The 15,756-nt window shown below is 72.7% G+C and carries 16 protein-coding genes; 11 read left to right on the plus strand and 5 right to left on the minus strand.

The window, feature by feature from the left end; genetic code table 11:
* Positions 1-2 precede the first annotated feature (2 nt).
* From atpD to ACZ7C5_RS15735, 4 genes are all read left to right on the plus strand, one after another.
* Complete coding sequence (gene atpD / locus ACZ7C5_RS15720) at positions 3-1,448, plus strand: F0F1 ATP synthase subunit beta (protein ID WP_401083557.1); 1,446 nt, start codon at positions 3-5, stop codon at positions 1,446-1,448.
* Positions 1,449-1,633: 185 nt separating this feature from the next.
* Positions 1,634-2,017: a F0F1 ATP synthase subunit epsilon gene (locus ACZ7C5_RS15725; RefSeq protein ID WP_188297751.1), complete on the plus strand. Its 384-nt coding sequence runs from the start codon at positions 1,634-1,636 to the stop codon at positions 2,015-2,017.
* A gap of 148 nt (positions 2,018-2,165) precedes the next feature.
* Positions 2,166-2,666 (plus strand): DUF2550 domain-containing protein, encoded by a 501-nt coding sequence (locus ACZ7C5_RS15730; RefSeq protein WP_401083559.1) that lies wholly within the window; start codon positions 2,166-2,168, stop codon positions 2,664-2,666.
* A gap of 126 nt (positions 2,667-2,792) precedes the next feature.
* Positions 2,793-3,365, plus strand: a complete 573-nt coding sequence (locus tag ACZ7C5_RS15735; RefSeq protein ID WP_401083561.1) for a cob(I)yrinic acid a,c-diamide adenosyltransferase — start codon at positions 2,793-2,795, stop codon at positions 3,363-3,365.
* A gap of 66 nt (positions 3,366-3,431) precedes the next feature.
* On the opposite strand, the gene ACZ7C5_RS15740 is transcribed toward ACZ7C5_RS15735, so the two are convergent.
* Positions 3,432-4,049 carry a hypothetical protein gene (locus ACZ7C5_RS15740; protein ID WP_470322746.1) on the minus strand — a complete coding sequence of 206 codons (618 nt, stop codon included), beginning with the start codon at positions 4,047-4,049 and terminating at the stop codon, positions 3,432-3,434.
* A gap of 157 nt (positions 4,050-4,206) precedes the next feature.
* Here ACZ7C5_RS15740 and ACZ7C5_RS15745 point away from each other — a divergent pair, with 157 nt between their 5' ends.
* From ACZ7C5_RS15745 to ACZ7C5_RS15765, 5 genes are all read left to right on the plus strand, one after another.
* Positions 4,207-5,415 carry a sensor histidine kinase gene (locus tag ACZ7C5_RS15745; protein WP_470322747.1) on the plus strand — a complete coding sequence of 403 codons (1,209 nt, stop codon included), beginning with the start codon at positions 4,207-4,209 and terminating at the stop codon, positions 5,413-5,415.
* Positions 5,412-6,062: a response regulator gene (locus tag ACZ7C5_RS15750; RefSeq protein WP_401083566.1), complete on the plus strand. Its 651-nt coding sequence runs from the start codon at positions 5,412-5,414 to the stop codon at positions 6,060-6,062. The genes ACZ7C5_RS15745 and ACZ7C5_RS15750 overlap by 4 nt, the downstream gene beginning before the upstream one ends.
* 273 nt (positions 6,063-6,335) lie before the next feature.
* Positions 6,336-7,205 carry a 3-hydroxyacyl-CoA dehydrogenase family protein gene (locus ACZ7C5_RS15755; protein ID WP_401083568.1) on the plus strand — a complete coding sequence of 290 codons (870 nt, stop codon included), beginning with the start codon at positions 6,336-6,338 and terminating at the stop codon, positions 7,203-7,205.
* A 352-nt stretch (positions 7,206-7,557) separates the two neighbouring features.
* Positions 7,558-7,878 (plus strand): STAS domain-containing protein, encoded by a 321-nt coding sequence (locus tag ACZ7C5_RS15760; protein ID WP_401083570.1) that lies wholly within the window; start codon positions 7,558-7,560, stop codon positions 7,876-7,878.
* Positions 7,879-8,118: 240 nt separating this feature from the next.
* Complete coding sequence (locus tag ACZ7C5_RS15765; RefSeq protein WP_470322748.1) at positions 8,119-10,404, plus strand: P-loop NTPase family protein; 2,286 nt, start codon at positions 8,119-8,121, stop codon at positions 10,402-10,404.
* 4 nt (positions 10,405-10,408) lie between these two features.
* Here ACZ7C5_RS15765 and nucS read toward each other — a convergent pair whose 3' ends face one another.
* The gene (gene nucS / locus ACZ7C5_RS15770) at positions 10,409-11,068 is read right to left on the minus strand and encodes an endonuclease NucS (protein ID WP_188295135.1); all 660 of its coding nucleotides are present in this window, start codon (positions 11,066-11,068) and stop codon (positions 10,409-10,411) included.
* A 482-nt stretch (positions 11,069-11,550) separates the two neighbouring features.
* Here nucS and ACZ7C5_RS15775 point away from each other — a divergent pair, with 482 nt between their 5' ends.
* Positions 11,551-11,943 carry an SCO5389 family protein gene (locus ACZ7C5_RS15775; protein WP_188295136.1) on the plus strand — a complete coding sequence of 131 codons (393 nt, stop codon included), beginning with the start codon at positions 11,551-11,553 and terminating at the stop codon, positions 11,941-11,943.
* A gap of 81 nt (positions 11,944-12,024) precedes the next feature.
* Here the strand turns inward: ACZ7C5_RS15775 and ACZ7C5_RS15780 are convergent, their stop codons facing one another.
* Positions 12,025-13,173 (minus strand): LLM class flavin-dependent oxidoreductase, encoded by a 1,149-nt coding sequence (locus ACZ7C5_RS15780; protein ID WP_401083758.1) that lies wholly within the window; start codon positions 13,171-13,173, stop codon positions 12,025-12,027.
* 420 nt (positions 13,174-13,593) lie between these two features.
* Between ACZ7C5_RS15780 and ACZ7C5_RS15785 the strand changes: the two genes are divergently transcribed.
* Complete coding sequence (locus ACZ7C5_RS15785; RefSeq protein WP_401083574.1) at positions 13,594-13,920, plus strand: ATP/GTP-binding protein; 327 nt, start codon at positions 13,594-13,596, stop codon at positions 13,918-13,920.
* Between the two features lie 19 nt (positions 13,921-13,939).
* Here the strand turns inward: ACZ7C5_RS15785 and ACZ7C5_RS15790 are convergent, their stop codons facing one another.
* On the minus strand, positions 13,940-14,707 hold the full coding sequence (locus ACZ7C5_RS15790) for an ABC transporter permease subunit (RefSeq protein WP_401083576.1): 768 nt from the start codon (positions 14,705-14,707) through the stop codon (positions 13,940-13,942).
* Between the two features lies 1 nt (position 14,708).
* Entirely contained in the window at positions 14,709-15,713 is a 1,005-nt protein-coding gene (locus ACZ7C5_RS15795) for an ABC transporter ATP-binding protein (RefSeq protein ID WP_470322749.1), read from the minus strand.
* Positions 15,714-15,756 lie beyond the last annotated feature (43 nt).

The following is a 15,756-nucleotide window of genomic DNA, read 5'->3' on the forward strand; positions in this document are numbered from 1 at the left end:
GTATGACCACCACTGTTGAGCCGACCACGGCGACGGGCCGCGTCGCGCGGGTCATCGGCCCGGTCGTCGACGTGGAGTTCCCCGTCGACGCGATTCCGGAGATGTACAACGCCCTGCACGTCGAGGTGGACAACCCCGACGGCACGGGCAGGAAGACCCTGACCCTCGAGGTCGCCCAGCACCTCGGCGACGGCATGGTCCGCGGCATCTCGATGCAGCCGACCGACGGCCTGGTCCGCGGTTCGCAGGTCTCCGACACCGGTGCCGCGATCTCCGTCCCGGTCGGCCAGATCACCAAGGGCAAGGTGTTCAACGCCCTCGGTGACGTGCTGAACGTCGACAAGGACGAGTTCGAGTCGCAGGTGGAGGTCCGCTGGCCGATCCACCGCAAGGCCCCGGAGTTCAAGGACCTCGAGTCCAAGACCGAGATGTTCGAGACGGGCATCAAGGTCATCGACCTGCTCACCCCGTACGTCACCGGTGGCAAGATCGGTCTGTTCGGTGGTGCCGGTGTCGGCAAGACCGTTCTGATCCAGGAGATGATCTACCGCGTCGCCGAGAACTTCGGTGGTGTGTCGGTGTTCGCCGGCGTCGGCGAGCGCACCCGTGAGGGCAACGACCTCATCGACGAGATGGTCGACTCGGGCGTTCTGGACAAGACCGCGCTGGTCTTCGGCCAGATGGACGAGCCGCCGGGCACCCGTCTGCGCGTCGCGCTGTCCGCGCTGACCATGGCGGAGTACTTCCGTGACGTCGAGAAGCAGGACGTGCTCCTCTTCATCGACAACATCTTCCGGTTCACCCAGGCCGGTTCCGAGGTGTCGACCCTGCTCGGCCGCATGCCCTCCGCGGTGGGCTACCAGCCGAACCTGGCCGACGAGATGGGCCTCCTCCAGGAGCGCATCACCTCGACCCGCGGTCACTCGATCACCTCGATGCAGGCGATCTACGTCCCCGCGGACGACCTGACCGACCCGGCCCCGGCCACCACCTTCGCCCACCTGGACGCGACGACCGTTCTGTCGCGGCCGATCTCGGAGAAGGGCATCTACCCGGCCGTCGACCCGCTGGACTCCACGTCCCGCATCCTCGACCCGCGGTACATCGCGGCGAACCACTACGAGACGGCCATCCGTATCAAGGGGATCCTGCAGAAGTACAAGGACCTCCAGGACATCATCGCGATCCTCGGTATCGACGAGCTGTCCGAAGAGGACAAGGTCACGGTGCACCGTGCCCGTCGCATCGAGCGCTTCCTCTCGCAGAACACCTACGTGGCGAAGCAGTTCACCGGTGTCGAGGGCTCGACCGTCCCGCTGTCGGAGACCATCGAGGCCTTCAACTCGATCGCGGACGGCAAGTACGACTCCGTCCCGGAGCAGGCCTTCTTCATGTGCGGTGGCATCGAGGACCTCGAGAAGAACGCCGCCGAGCTGGCGAAGAAGTAATCGCGGCCGGTAGCAGCTGTGCGTGACGTGAGGGGTGGCCCCCGAGCCTGGGGACCGCCCCTCACGGCGCATCGGCTGTGATTCCGGTCAAATCCGTGCCGCCGGTTTCATGCCGGAGGCGCGGGGCCGTTATTCTTACCGAAACTCCCGAGTAATCGGGGGTTGCATGAGCCTAGGAGCCCACGTTGGCTGAGCTGCACGTCGAGCTGGTCGCAGCCGACCGCAAGGTGTGGTCCGGTGCGGCCACCATCGTCGTCGCCCGTACGGCCTCCGGTGACACCGGCATCATGCCGGGCCACACCCCGGTGCTGAGTGTGCTGGAGACCGGTCCCGTCACCATCCGCACGGCGGACGGCGGCACCGTGATCGCCGCTGTGCACGGCGGCTTCATCTCCTTCGCCGACAACAAGCTGTCTCTGCTCGCGGAGATCGCCGAGCTGGCGGACGAGATCGACGTCGCCCGTGCCGAGCGCGCGCTGGAGAACGCCAAGTCGGGCCTGGACGAGCACGCCGAGCGGCGCGCCGAGGTCCGTCTGTTCGCGGCGCGCGGCCTCAAGGCCCACGTCTGAGTGCGCCGGATCCCGGCTTAGCGGGGTCTACCGACGGTCCCGGGGACGCGTGAGCGTGACCCCGGGACTGTCGTCGTAGTTGGTAGGTCAGGGCGGTCGCTTGATACGACCGCTACGGGGAACGCGGGTAGCGAGGAGGTGGGTGAGCATGGTCCTCGCGCTTGTGGTGTGTGCGGCGGTCGTGGCCCTGGGAGTGATCGGGTTGATGGCCTTCGCCGTCCGGCGCCGCCTGATCCAGAGGGTCGGCGGCACCTTCGATTGCAGTTACCGGCTCAAAATGCCCGCCGACGCCTCGACGCAGCCCGACCTCGACGAGAACGGCAAACCCACCTCGGCCCCGGTCCCTCCGACCGACGGCAAGGGGTGGGTTTTTGGTATCGGCCGCTACAGCGGCGACTCGATCGAGTGGTTCCGGGTCTTCTCCTACGCCCCGCGGCCGCGCCGGCTGCTGCCGCGCCGCGAGATCGAGGTGCTCGGCCGGCGCTACCCGGAGGGCCAGGAGGAGCTGGCGCTGCTGTCCGGCTCGGTGGTGCTGCGCTGCCTGCACAACGGGGTGCCGCTGGAGCTGGCGATGAGCGAGGACGCGCTGACCGGCTTCCTGGCCTGGCTGGAAGCCGCCCCGCCGGGGCAGAGAGTCAACGTCGCGTAGCGACGAGACTCTCGGGTTGGGGGCACCTCCCGGCCGGAGGCTGGGGGAGGTCAACGTCGCGTAGCCGTACGGTCGGCTGCCCGGCTCGGGGTTAACGCGGCCTAACCCGGCGGTTAGTCTGGCCGCATGGTCAATCTGACGCGCATCTACACCCGTACCGGCGACGACGGCACCACCGCGCTCGGCGACATGAGCCGGACCACCAAGACCGACCCGAGGCTGATCGCGTACGCCGACGCCAACGAGGCGAACGCGGCGATCGGGGTGGCCCTGGCCGTGGGGGAGCTGGCGGAGGACGTCTCGGCGGTGCTCGTCCGGGTCCAGAACGACCTGTTCGACGTCGGCGCCGACCTGTCCACCCCGGTGGTCGAGGACCCGAAGTACCCGCCGCTGCGGGTGCTCCAGTCCTACGTCGACCGGCTGGAGGCGGACTGCGACGAGTACCTGGAGCGGGTGGAGAAGCTGCGCAGCTTCATCCTGCCGGGGGGCACGCCCGGTGCGGCCCACCTGCACCTCGCCTGCACGGTGGTGCGGCGCGCCGAGCGTTCGACCTGGGCGGCCATCGCGGAGCACGGTGACAGCGTCAACCCGCTCACCGCGAAGTACCTGAACCGGCTCTCCGACCTGCTGTTCATCCTGGCCCGGGTGGCCAACAAGGAGCGCGGCGACGTGCTCTGGGTCCCGGGGGAGAACCGCTAGAGCCCGCCGAAGGGCACGCCCCCGGCCCCCGCGGGGCGGGGACGTCCGGGGACGGGCCGCGAGGCCTCAGGGCCGGTCGGCCGGGGCGTGGGCGCCGGTGCCGACCAGGGTCTTCCCGGTGACCACCCGGCCGTTCTCGACCGGCACGCCGGCCGGCGCCTCCTTGGGCCAGAGCGAGTAGCAGCCGGCCACGATCACGTTGACCGCGGCCGCGATGCCCAGCTTGAGGTACCACTGGGTGAAGGTGCCGAAGTGCGCGGAGCCGGCGGAGAGCGGCACGAGCAGGGTGATCAGGGTCAGGGTGACGGCGGCCGACACGACGGTCCGGCCGGCGATCTGCCACTCGTACCTGGTCCGCTCGGGCCCGTACTTCGGCGAGGGCAGCGGCTTGGGGCCGCCGGCGAAGCGGTACAGGAAGTGCCGGTCGGCCCAGCGGACCAGCGAGGGGCCGTAGCCGATCGAGAAGCCCGCGTAGCTCGCGGCCAGGGCGTGGGTCCAGCTCGCGGTGGCGCCGCCGCGCAGGTCGAGGACGGTGAGTGCGTAGAGGGTGAGGTCCACCACGGGCAGGCCGACCAGCAGCGCGGTGCTGGCGCGGCGCCACCGCAGCAGGTAGCGGGTGGCGAGTCCGAGGCCGAGCAGGATCCAGAAGGAGACCTCGGCCGCGACGATGAGAGTGACGATCACGTTCTGCTCCCGGGCGATTCGGTGGTGCTTCCATGCTCGTGCGCGGGCGCGCCGGTGTCGTCGTCGTCCGGTGCCGTCCGGTGCTGCATCTTTCGATGTAGCGGGCTCCTCCGCGGACCGGAGCCGGGCGGGACGCCGGGGATGGTGAGATGGGAACGTGGCCTTCCCGTTCCCCGCTCTCTCCCCGCGCCGGCAGGACCGGCTGATCGCTCTCGCCGGGCTGCTCGGCGGCACGGTGCTGATCGTCTTCAAGGTGTACGACCGGGCCGACGACATGCCGCTGTGGGCGGTGCTGCCGCCGCTGCTGGTGATGGCGGGGCTGGAGCTGGTCCGGCGGACCAGGCCGGTGCTGGCGGTGTCGGTCGGCGGGCTGGCCTTCGCGGCGAGCCTGTTCGCCGGCAGCCTGATGGCGACGTTGATCATGTACACCGACCTGTTGTACGCGGCGGTGATCTACGGCACGCCGCGGGTGTCCCGGGTGCTGCACCTGAGCGGCGGGGCCACGGTGCTGTCGCTCTCCGTACTGGCGGCGATGTACGGCGGCACCTCCGACGGGCTGCTGATCGCGGTGGTCAGTTCGCTGGTCTTCCTGGGGCCGGTGTGGACCGGCGACGTGGTGCGCAAGCACCGGCAGGAGGCGGAGACCGAGCGGTTGCGGGCGGAGCAGACCGCGTTGCTCTCGGAGCTGGACCGGCGCGAGGCGATCGGCGCCGAACGGGCGAGGATGGCAAGGGAGTTGCACGACGTGGTGGCCAACCACCTGTCGGCGATCGCGATCCACGCCACCGGTGCGCAGGCGGTGGCCAGACGGCGGCGGCTGGCCGCCGACGATCCGCTGGTGGAGGTGCTGGCGGTGATCCGGGAGAACAGCGTCCAGGGATTGGCCGAAATGCGTCGCATGATCGGACTGCTCCGAGACAGCGGCGGGGGCGAGGCGGACGAGTCCTACGCGGCGCCCGACCTGGCCGCGGTGGACTCCCTGCTGGCGAAGGCCAGGGCGGCCGGGCAGGACGTCGGGCTGGAGTTCGAGCTGGACGAGCGCGGCGAGCGCGGTGAGGTGCCGGTGCCGGTCGGGCTGGCCGCGTACCGGATCGTCCAGGAGTCGCTGACCAACGCGCTCAAGCACGCCGGGCCCGGACTGGTCAGCCTGCGGCTGGAGTTCGCGCCCGAGGAACTGCGGATCGCCGTCGACAGTCCGTACCGGGGCGGGCCCGGCCGTGGCCTGCCCGGCGCCCGGGCCGGCCTGGTGGGCATGGCGGAGCGGGCCGGGCTGCTCGGCGGCAGCTTCGAGGCCGGGCCCGAGGCCGGGTACTGGAGGGTGCGCGCGGTGCTGCCGCGCGCCCAGGAGAGCGGGGGGCGGGCATGACGATCCGGGTGCTGGTGGCGGAGGACCAGGCGGCGGTCCGGGCGGCGCTGGTGATGATCCTGCGCGCCGAACCGGAGTTGGAGGTGGTCGGGCAGGCCGCCGACGGCGAGGAGGCCGTCCGGCTCGCGCTGGAACTGCGGCCCGACGTGGTGCTGATGGACGTGCAGATGCCCCGGCTGGACGGCGTCTCGGCGACCAGGGAGGTGGTCGCGGCCGGGGCCGGCCAGGTGCTCGTGCTGACCACCTTCGACCTGGACGAGTACGTCTACGGCGCGCTGCGGGCGGGCGCGTCCGGGTTCCTGCTCAAGGACCTGGAGGCGGACGCCCTGATCGAGGGCATCCGTACGGTGGCGCGCGGGGACGGCATGCTGGCGCCCTCGGTGACCAAGCGGCTGATCGGGACCTTCGCCCGCCCGGAGCGGCCGGTCGGGCCCGAGGCCAGGGCGGCGGTGGGGGCGCTGACCGGCCGGGAGCGGGAGGTGCTGGCCTGCCTCGGGGCCGGGATGTCCAACGTCGAGATCGCGGCCCGGCTGGAGATGGCGGAGGCCACCACCAAGACGCACGTCAGCCGGATCCTGGCGAAGCTGCGGCTGCGCAGCCGGGTCCAGGCGGCGATCCTGGCCCAGGACCTCGGGCTGACCATCTGAGGAGCTGGTCGACCGATCACATGGTCACCTGACCAGGTCGGTTGCAGATCACACTCCCGATTGCTATTGCACGGGGGGATTCGGCATTAGAGTCCCGGCTTAAGCGAGCGGAGCGAGCGACCTGAAGGAGGGCGCGAGCTCCGCGGAAGCGACTGCCGGGCGCGAGCGCGGCGGGAGAATTGAGCGATGCGGCTCTACTGCGGCGGTGATCCCTGCCCTGAGCCGCCTTCAGGGCCCGCCCGCGGGGCGGCGACGGCATCGGGAGACCCAGCCATGAGCAATGCGTCCAGCAAGCAGATCGCCGTGATCGGTGCCGGCCTGATGGGCGCCGGCATCGCCCAGGTGTCCGCGCAGGCCGGCCACCCGGTGGTGCTGCGGGACGTCACCGAGGAGGCGCTCCAGCGGGGCCTCGCGGGCATCCGCGCCTCCTACGACAAGTTCGTCGCCAAGGGCAGGCTGAGCGCCGAGGACGCCGAGGCCGCGCTGGGCCGGATCACCACCACCACCGACCTGGGCGCCGTCGCCGAGGCCGACATCGTGGTCGAGGCCGTGTTCGAGCAGCTGGAGGTCAAGGAGGGCGTGTTCCGCGAGCTCGACAAGCTCGCCAAGGACGGCGCCGTGCTGGCCTCCAACACCTCGGCCATCCCGATCACCCGGATCGCCGCCGCCACCCGGCGCCCCGAGTCGGTCGTCGGCGTCCACTTCTTCTCGCCGGTCCCGATGATGAAGCTGGTCGAGCTGGTCCGCGGCTACAAGACCAGTGACGAGGCGCTGGCCACCGCCCGTGCCTACGCCGAGGGCGTCGGCAAGGAGGTCGTGGTGGTCAACCGCGACGTGGCCGGCTTCGTGACCACCCGCCTGATCACCGCGCTGGTCGTCGAGGCCGCCAAGCTGTACGAGTCGGGCGTGGCCACCGCCGAGGACATCGACACCGCCTGCCGGCTCGGTTTCGGCCACGCGATGGGCCCGCTCCAGACCGCCGACCTGACCGGCGTGGACATCCTGCTGCACGCCGCCCGCAACATCTACACCGAGACCCAGGACGAGAAGTTCGCCGCGCCGGAGATCATGGCCCGCATGGTCACCGCCGGTGACCTGGGCCGTAAGAGCGGCCGCGGCTTCTACCCGTACGAAGGCAAGTGAGCCGGCCGGGCTGACGACGCGGCGGGCCGTGCGACCGAGCACCGTACGGCCCGCTCCACCGGGGCGGGTGAGTTTCCTCACGCCGGTGCCGCAGACGGGTGATTTGGGCGGTAATCGAGCGTAGGTGTGGGGCCGACCTGCGTATATTCCCTCGGACGGGTGAAGTTGCTTCAGATCTGGCCGGAACCAGCAACCTGCGGAGCCGGTTCACCGTCAGATGAGGGAACCCGGCATTCCGCCCGGGGCCGGACGTGGGGCTGCGGCCCGCCCGGCGACACCCCCCCGCTCCCGCACCCGGCACGGCCGGGGCGGACCCGCCCCGCACCAGGCCGTCCAGGCGAAGGAGGAGAGCATGCGCATCACCGGCGACCACACGGCGCTGGCCATCGAAGGCCGCCTCGACGTGCGCACCGCCGCCGACGCGCGGGCCCGGCTGCACCAGGCGGTGGACGGCGGCCTCGGCGACCTCGTACTCGACCTCGCCCGGCTGGAGTTCTGGGACGCCACCGGACTCGGCGTGATCATGGGCACCCACCGCAGGGCCGGCCGGATCGGCCGCCGGCTGGTGCTGCGCTCCGTCCCGGCCCAGCTCCAGCGGCTGCTGGTGGCCACCAAGCTGCACCGCATCCTCGCCGTCGACGGGGTCACCGAGGCGCACGGGGTCGCGCTGTAACCCGTCGTCGCGCCGCCGCACGCGCCCGCACACCCCTCGCCCCCACCACGCAACGTCCCTGGTCAGCGCCCCCGGCCGGCCGTCCGCAGCGGACCGCTCTGCACGGCCGGCTCCCGATGTGCAAGAGTCTGCCCGTCAGAAGACGGCCGCCGGGGCTGCCTCCAGCCCGGCCGAGGCCGTGACCGGACGTCAGCCGGGCGGCGCGGGGCGCCGCCGGCCGAGCACGATGCGGAGCAGAACGTGGCAGAGCCATCCGGGGAGTTCCGGCAGGAGGCCGCCCGCACCCGCGGCGGCGAACTGGTCTCCGGCGGCCTGCTGGTGGGCGTCGGCGCTCCGGACGGCTCCGAGGCCGGGCCCTGCCCCGAGGAGTGGCGGCCGCGTCCGCACCGGATCGAACGCAGCGAACCCGCCCGCGGCCCGGTCGGCGGTGTCGGCCGCGCGGTCGGCCCGCTCGCGCTCGGCGCCGGGCCCGCCGACCTGCCGATGCTGGACCGCGAGGCCGACGTCGCCGAGCTGCTCGGCCTGCTCTCCCAGGGCCGCTCGATACGCCTGGTCGGCCAGGCCGGCTCGGGCCGCAGCGCACTGCTGTCGGCCGTCGCCGAAGCCGCCGCCGACCTCTCCCCCGGCGGGGTGGTGCAGCTCTGCGGCCACCGCAGGACCGTCCCCGACCTGCTCCAGGACCTCTTCGCGGCCACCCATCACGCCCCCGGCTACCGCCCCGACCCCGGACAGCTGGCCGCCCACCTCGCCGAGGTCGGCGCGATCGTGGTGATCGACGCCGCCGAACCCTCCGGCGCCGAGCTGGAGGAACTGCTCGCCGCCGCCCCCGGCTGCGCCTTCGTGATCTCGGCGGCCCCGGACGACCCGCCGCTGCCCGCCGGCTCCCGGCTCCAGGACCACCTGGTGGCCGGGCTCTCCCGCTCCGCCTGCCTCGCCCTCACCGCCCGGCTGGCCGGGCGCCCGCTGGACGTCGACGAGAAGGCCTGGGCGGTGGACCTCTGGTTCGAGTCCGAGGGACTGCCGCTGCGCTTCGTCCAGGCCGCCGCGCTGCTGCGCCAGCGGGACGTGTCGGTGGACGCGCTGGTCGCCGCCGAGGACGACCGGATGGGCGTCTTCGGCGCGCTCGACGAGCCCGTCCACGACCCGGACCCGGCGATCCGGGAGAACGCGCTGCGCCGCACCGTCCCGCTGCCCTCGGTGGCGGAGACCGCCTCGCCCGCGGTCCGGCTCGCCGAGGGGCTGAGCGAGCCCGCGCAGGCCGTGCTGCGGCTCGCCGTCGCGCTCGGCGGCGAGTGCCCCACCGCGCCGCACCTGCCGGCCCTGATCGACGTCGGGCAGGGCGAGGCCGCCCTCGCCGAACTCGCCGACGCGGGGCTGGCGGTGTCCATCGGCGGGCACCACCGGCTGACCGCGGGCGCGCTCGAACTGCTCGTCCCGCACTGGCCGGCCCGCGGCTGCGTCGACGGTGCCGCCCAGCACTTCGCCTGGTGGGTCGGGCACGGCTCGGTGACGCTGGAGCAGATCGCCGCCGAGGCGGAGGTGGTGGTCGGCGTGCTGCTCGCCGACCGCGCCGCGGGGCGGCACGACGCGGTGGTCAGGCTCGCCAGGGCGGCGGCGCCCGCGCTCGCGCTGTCGCTGCGCTGGGGCGCCTGGGAGCGGGTGCTCCAGCTCGGCCTGGAGGCGGCCCGCAGGACCGGTTCGCCGGTCGACCAGGCCTGGTTCCACCACGAGGCGGGCGTGCACGCGATCTGCCTCCGGCAGCCCTCCCGGGCCATCGCCGAGCTGGAGACCGCGCTCACCCTGCGGACCTCGGCGGGGGAGCAGCGCGGGACGGCCTCCGCCCGCCGGATGCTCGACCTGTTGCGCGCCGAGGGCCGGCAGCTGCCGGCCGCCGCGCCCGCCGTGGCGGCGTCCGGCCGGGCGCCGGTGATCCGCAAGATCGCGGCCCGGGTGCCGGCCCGCCTGAAGTCCAGCAGACGGCGGCGGGTGGCCGTGGTCTGCACGGCCGTGCTGACCCTGGGGGTGCTCGGCACGGCGGTGGCGATGAGCTTCAGCGGGCCGGAGGAGGTCAAGGGGAAGGACCCGGGCAACGGCCGGCTGGACGGCGGCGGCACCCAGGACGCGCCGTTCCCGCAGTCCTCGGGCAGCGGCTCCCCGGCCCCGGCCGCCACCGATCCCGGCAGCCCGGCCGGGCAGGCGACCAGCCCGGTCCCGTCCACGAGCGGCAGCGCCTCGCACTCGCCGAGCGCCTCGCCGACGAGGAAGCCGAGTTCCTCGCCCGGCGCGTCCGGGTCGCCGGCCTCGCAGCCCCCGCAGTCGCAGCCGCCCGCACCGGGCCAGCCGCAGCCGCCGGTCCCGACGCAGCCGGGGCAGTCCCCGCCGCCGCAGACCGGTCAGCCCACGAAGCCGACGGAGCCGAGCCACACCCCGACGACCGCGTCGCCCGACCCGACCGCCTCACCGTCCGGGTCGCCGACGACCCCGAGCGGTTCGGCCAGCCCGACCGCCCCGGTGACGCCGCCCTGAGCGGTCAGAACAGCTTGAGCTTGTCGTCGTCGATGCCGCGCAGCTCGTCGTAGTCCAGCACCACGCAGCCGATGCCGCGGTCGGTGGCCAGCACGCGGGCCTGCGGCTTGATCTCCTGCGCGGCGAAGACGCCCTTGACCGGGGCCAGCAGGGGGTCCCGGTTGAGGAGTTCGAGGTAGCGGGTGAGCTGTTCGACGCCGTCGATCTCGCCGCGGCGCTTGATCTCGACGGCCACCGTGGCGCCGTCCGAGTCGCGGCAGAGGATGTCGACCGGGCCGATCGCGGTCGGGTACTCGCGGCGGATCAGCGACCAGCCGGACCCGAGCACCTCCATCCGGTCCGCGAGCAGCTCCTGGAGGTGGGCCTCCACGCCGTCCTTGATCAGACCGGGATCGACCCCGAGCTCGTGGGACGAGTCGTGCAGCACCTCCTCCAGCGTGATGATGAGCTTCTCGCCGGCCTTGTTCTCCACCGTCCAGACCCCGTCGGCCTCCCTGAGGACGCACGGCGGGGACATCCAGTTCAGCGGCTTGTAGGCACGGTCGTCGGCGTGGATGCTGACGCTGCCGTCGGCCTTGACCAGGATCAGCCTGGTGGCGGAGGGCAGATGGGCGGAGAGCCGACCGGCATAGTCGACTGAGCAGCGGGCAATTACGAGACGCACGGTCGACCACGCTAGCCCACCGGGGCCAGTTGATGCGATTCCGCGACGGCAGGGTGAAGAAAGCGCGAACCCGGCCAACATGGAGGTCCCGCGGTCCCGACTGCCTCCCGCCGAGGTCTGGCGCCCCCACCTTCAGGTCGCTACGGTGTGTGACGGCATGCTCGCGGGATCGCTGTCAACGGGGACGGAGACTTCAGATGAACGGTCCGACAGGATCCGGCCAATCCGGTGCACCGCAACATATTTCCGAAGCAATCCACAGGAATGACCGGCCTGCCGCGTCGTTGACTGCCACGCTGTCCTGAGTGCGTTCGGTATCCAGGGCGTCACGTCCCGTGGTGCCGCCGCTGTCGCGAAGGTGCCGGAAACCCCTGTCCCTCGGTGTTCCGGACGCCCCCGTGCGCATCCACCACCCTCACTGTGAGCTTGACCTACGCACGACCACCCGGGCGCCGCGCGGGTGGACCGCGAGAGGAGAATCCATGTCGCTCGACGTCTCACCGGCCCTGCTGGAGAAGGCCCAGCGGGGCGAGGTCGACGAGCGGGAATTCGTCGACTGCGTCCGCGTCTCGCTGCCGTACGCCTGGGACCTGATCAGCTCGCTGGTCGCCCAGGCGAAGGTCGACGGCACCGACTTCGCCGACAACCAGGTACCGCCGCCCAGCGAGCAGGCCCGTGGCCAGCTGCTGCGTGCCCTCGCCAGCGACGCCATCCGGGGCGCCCTCCAGCGCCACTTCGGCGTCCGGCTGGCGTTCCAGAACTGCCACCGAGTGGCGGTGTTCCTGCCGTCGGACACCAACGAGGCGCGGTACGGCCGCTTCACCTCCGTCCGGGAGCAGCTGCTCAACCAGTCCGAGGAACTGCGGGACTGCTGACCCCCGTCGTACCCCGGCCGTGGTGCCGGCCGCCCCCGTCCCCCGGTGCGGGGGGAGGGGCGGCGGCCCGGGCCCGCGGGTTCAGCCCAGCTGCGGCAGCACCTCCGAGCCGAGCCGGGCGATGTTGTGCAGGGTCGCCTCGTTCTCGCCGCTGCCCTCGGCGAGCAGGGCGAAGCGGCGGATGCCGGTGCGCTCGGCGGTGGCCAGCAGCCGGTCGGCGCACTGCCGCGGGGTGCCCACCGCGTGCAGGTCGCAGAGCAGCTCGGTGTACTGGCGCGGGTCGCGCATCTTGCGCTCGCGGCCGTCCACGGTGCGGTGGGCGCCGAGCCCGTACTCGAACCAGCCGGGCATCGCGTTCAGCAGCGTGGACCGGGCGGCCGCGGCCCGGTCGTCGACCTGGGCCACCCCGGCCGCGACGTGCCGGCGGCCGACCCGGCGCAGCTGTTCCTCGCCGCGCCCCGCGGCCAGCCAGGCGGTCCGGTACAGCTCCAGCATCCGCAGCTTGTCGTCGTCCCCCGAGTGCATGCCGAGCAGCATCGGCAGGCCCCGCTCGGCGGCCAGCCGCACCCCGCCCGGCGAGGTGCAGGCGACCACCACCGGCGGACCGGCCACCGGCCGCCCGGCGGTGGTGAGTTCCTCGCCGAGGCCCTCGTCCTCCCGGCGCTGGCGCGGGAAGCGCACCGGGCCTGACCGCCCGCCGAGGCCCAGCCAGCTGCTCAGCTGGGGTCGCCGCACCGGCTCGGTGGCCCGCGGCACCACCGGGACCTCGGGGAAGGCGAACTGGGGGCCGTCCGCGCCGACCCGGGAGCCGCGCAGCCAGCGCAGCAGCAGGTCCAGCCGCTCCGGGAAGCCCTTCTCGAAGGCGTCCACGCCGCCGCCGAACACGTCCAGGTCGATCCACGGCCCGCCGCGGCCCACCCCGAGCGTGAACCGTCCGCCCGAGGTGAGGTGCAGCAGCGCCGCCTGCTCGCCGAGTGCCACCGGGTGACGGGTGGAGAGCACGCTCACCGCCGTGCCGACGCCGATCCTGCGGGTGCGGCCGAGCAGCATCCCGGCGAGCGTGGCGGCGTCCGGGCAGACCCCGTACGGCACGAAGTGGTGCTCCGCCAGCCAGACGCTGTCCAGGCCCGCCCGTTCGGCCTCGACGGCGGACCGGACGGTGCGCTCCAGCGCCTCGCCGTGGCTCTGCCCGGGGAACTGCGCGGACAGCAGGAACAGTCCGACCCGCAGCGGCCCGGTGGCCGGTGGCAGCGCGCCCGCCCGCTGGACCGCGGGCAGCGGCTCGCCCGCGACGGCCGTCACCGGGGGGACGGCACTCAGCGTCGGGGCGCTCAGCGTCGGGGCGCTCAGCGTCGGGCCGGGGGAGGGCACCCCGACCCCGACGGGCCGGCGGTTCTCGGCACGGGCGCTGGTCTTGCTCATCCTGGGGCCTCCTCGGGTGCGCGCAGGGTCTGCGGGCCCCGCCTGTTCCCCCTCTGGGTATCCGATGTCATGTGCCAATGGCACGCGGAACCCCGGATTTCCCCGATGATCGGGTGGATCTCGGCAAAAACGCCGAAGTGCCGGACAAGGCCGTGGTAGTGGCCGTGCGGGAGCCCGGCCGGCCGTAGGCTGGAACGATCCAGAGCCCAGCAGGAGAGGGAGTCCGCCGTGTCGCCGCGCCGCAACCGGATCAAGAGCGCCGCCCCCGAGGAGAGCGCCGCACCGGCCGCCACCCCGTTCGGCGGTTCGCTGCGCCGCACCGAGAGCTACCAGGGCGACGACTGGGTGGTCCAGACCGTCGCCGGGACGGCGGGACGGCACTACCGCTGCCCGGGCTGCGACCAGGAGATCCCGCCGGGCATGGGCCACGTGGTGGCCTGGCCGATGCACGGCGCCGGGGTGGACGACCGGCGGCACTGGCACCGCGCCTGCTGGGGAGCGCGGGAGCGCCGGGCCTCCAACGTGCTGCGGGGCCGCGGCGCGCCGCGCTACTGAGTCCGGTCGCGCGGATCCGTCAGGCGTCGCGCCTCTTGAGCACCAGCGCGCCGCCGACCAGCGCCGCCGCCGTCCAGGCGAGGCAGATCAGGAAGCCGGCCCAGGGCCCGTACGGCTGGCCGTGCTGCTCGTACACCAGCGTCATCCGGGAGCCCGCGTAGTCGGGGAAGTAGTGGGCCAGGGTCTTGACCTTCGGCACCGCCGAGAGGATCGGCGAGAGCAGGAAGAAGAACGGCACCAGCACGCCGAGCGCGAGCGTCTGGTTGTGCAGCATCGTGGTGACGCCCGCCGAGAACAGGCAGAGCATCGTCAGGTACAGCGCGGCCCCGAACACCGCCCGCAGCACGTTGGGCTCGCCGATCGTGGTGGAGTGCGAGCCGAGCAGCGCCTGTCCGGCGAAGAAGGTGACGAAGGCCGTCACCACCGAGACCGCGAGGGCGAGGGCGCCGAGCACCACCGTCTTGCCGGCGAGCAGGGTGGCGCGCTGCGGGACGGCGGCCAGGGTGAGCCGGATCATTCCGCTGCTGTACTCGTTGCCGATCGCCAGCACGCCGAAGACGATGATCGCCAGTTCGCCGAGCACGATGCCGGAGAAGGCGGTGCCGGTGGCGTCGAACGGGTTCGTGTCGTGCTGCCTGAACTCGGCGAAGTTGTTGTTGGTGAGCAGGGACAGCAGCGCGCCGATGCCGACCGTGACGACGAAGGTCAGCGCGAGCGTCCAGAGCGTGGAGCGGACGGTGCGGATCTTCGTCCACTCGGAGCGCAGGATCGCCGGGAAGGACGTCATCTCAGTTCTCCTCCTGCCGTTCGGTGGTGGCCGGCCGGGTGCCGTCCGCCTTCCAGCCGGCGCCCCACTCGGTGGGCGCGCCGGCCGCGTCCTGGCCCGGGCGCTCGCCCGCGTGGTACTCCACCGAGTCGGCCGTCATCTGCATGAAGGCCTCCTCCAGCGAGGCCTGCTGCGGGCTGAGCTCGTGCAGCACCACGCCGTGCCCGGCGAACAGCTCGCCGAGCCGCGCGATGTCCCCGTTCACCACCTCGTAGGAGCCGTCCGGGCCCGGTTCGTGCGGCAGGCCGGCCCCGGCCAGCACGTCGAGCAGCCGCTCCGGCTCCGGGCCGCGCAGCCGGACGGCGGAGCGGGAGTTGCGCCGGATGAACTCCGGCATCGACAGGTCGGCGAGCAGCCTGCCCCGGCCGATGACCACCAGGTGGTCGGCGGTGAGGGCCATCTCGCTCATCAGGTGGGAGGAGACGAAGACCGTCCGGCCCTCGGCGGCGAGGCGCTTCATCAGGTTGCGGACCCAGAGGATGCCCTCCGGGTCCAGGCCGTTGACCGGTTCGTCGAACATGACGATCTCCGGGTCGCCGAGCAGGGCGGAGGCGATGCCCAGGCGCTGGCCCATGCCGAGCGAGAAGCCCCGGGCCCGCTTGCGGGCCACCGGGGTGAGGCCGACCAGGGCGAGCACCTCGTCCACCCGGCGCTCCGGGACGCGGTTGCTCTGGGCGAGCCAGAGCAGGTGGTCGCGGGCGGTGCGGCCGGGGTGGACGGCCTTGGCCTCCAGCAGCGCGCCGATGTACTTGAGCGGCTCGCTCAGCTGACCGTAGTGCTTGCCGTCGATGGTGACCCGGCCGGCGGTCGGCCGGTCGAGGTCGAGGATCATGCGCATGGTGGTGGACTTGCCGGCGCCGTTGGGGCCGAGGAAGCCGGTCACCTGGCCCCGGGGCACCTGGAAGCTGAGCCGGTCCACCGCGAGCGTCTTGCCGTAACGTTTTGTCAGGTCGTGCAACTCGATCATTCGCGCTCCCTTACTCCCTGTCAGGCTAGGACAAAGCGGGTGT

It is taken from the genome of Kitasatospora sp. NPDC036993, assembly GCF_055607525.1.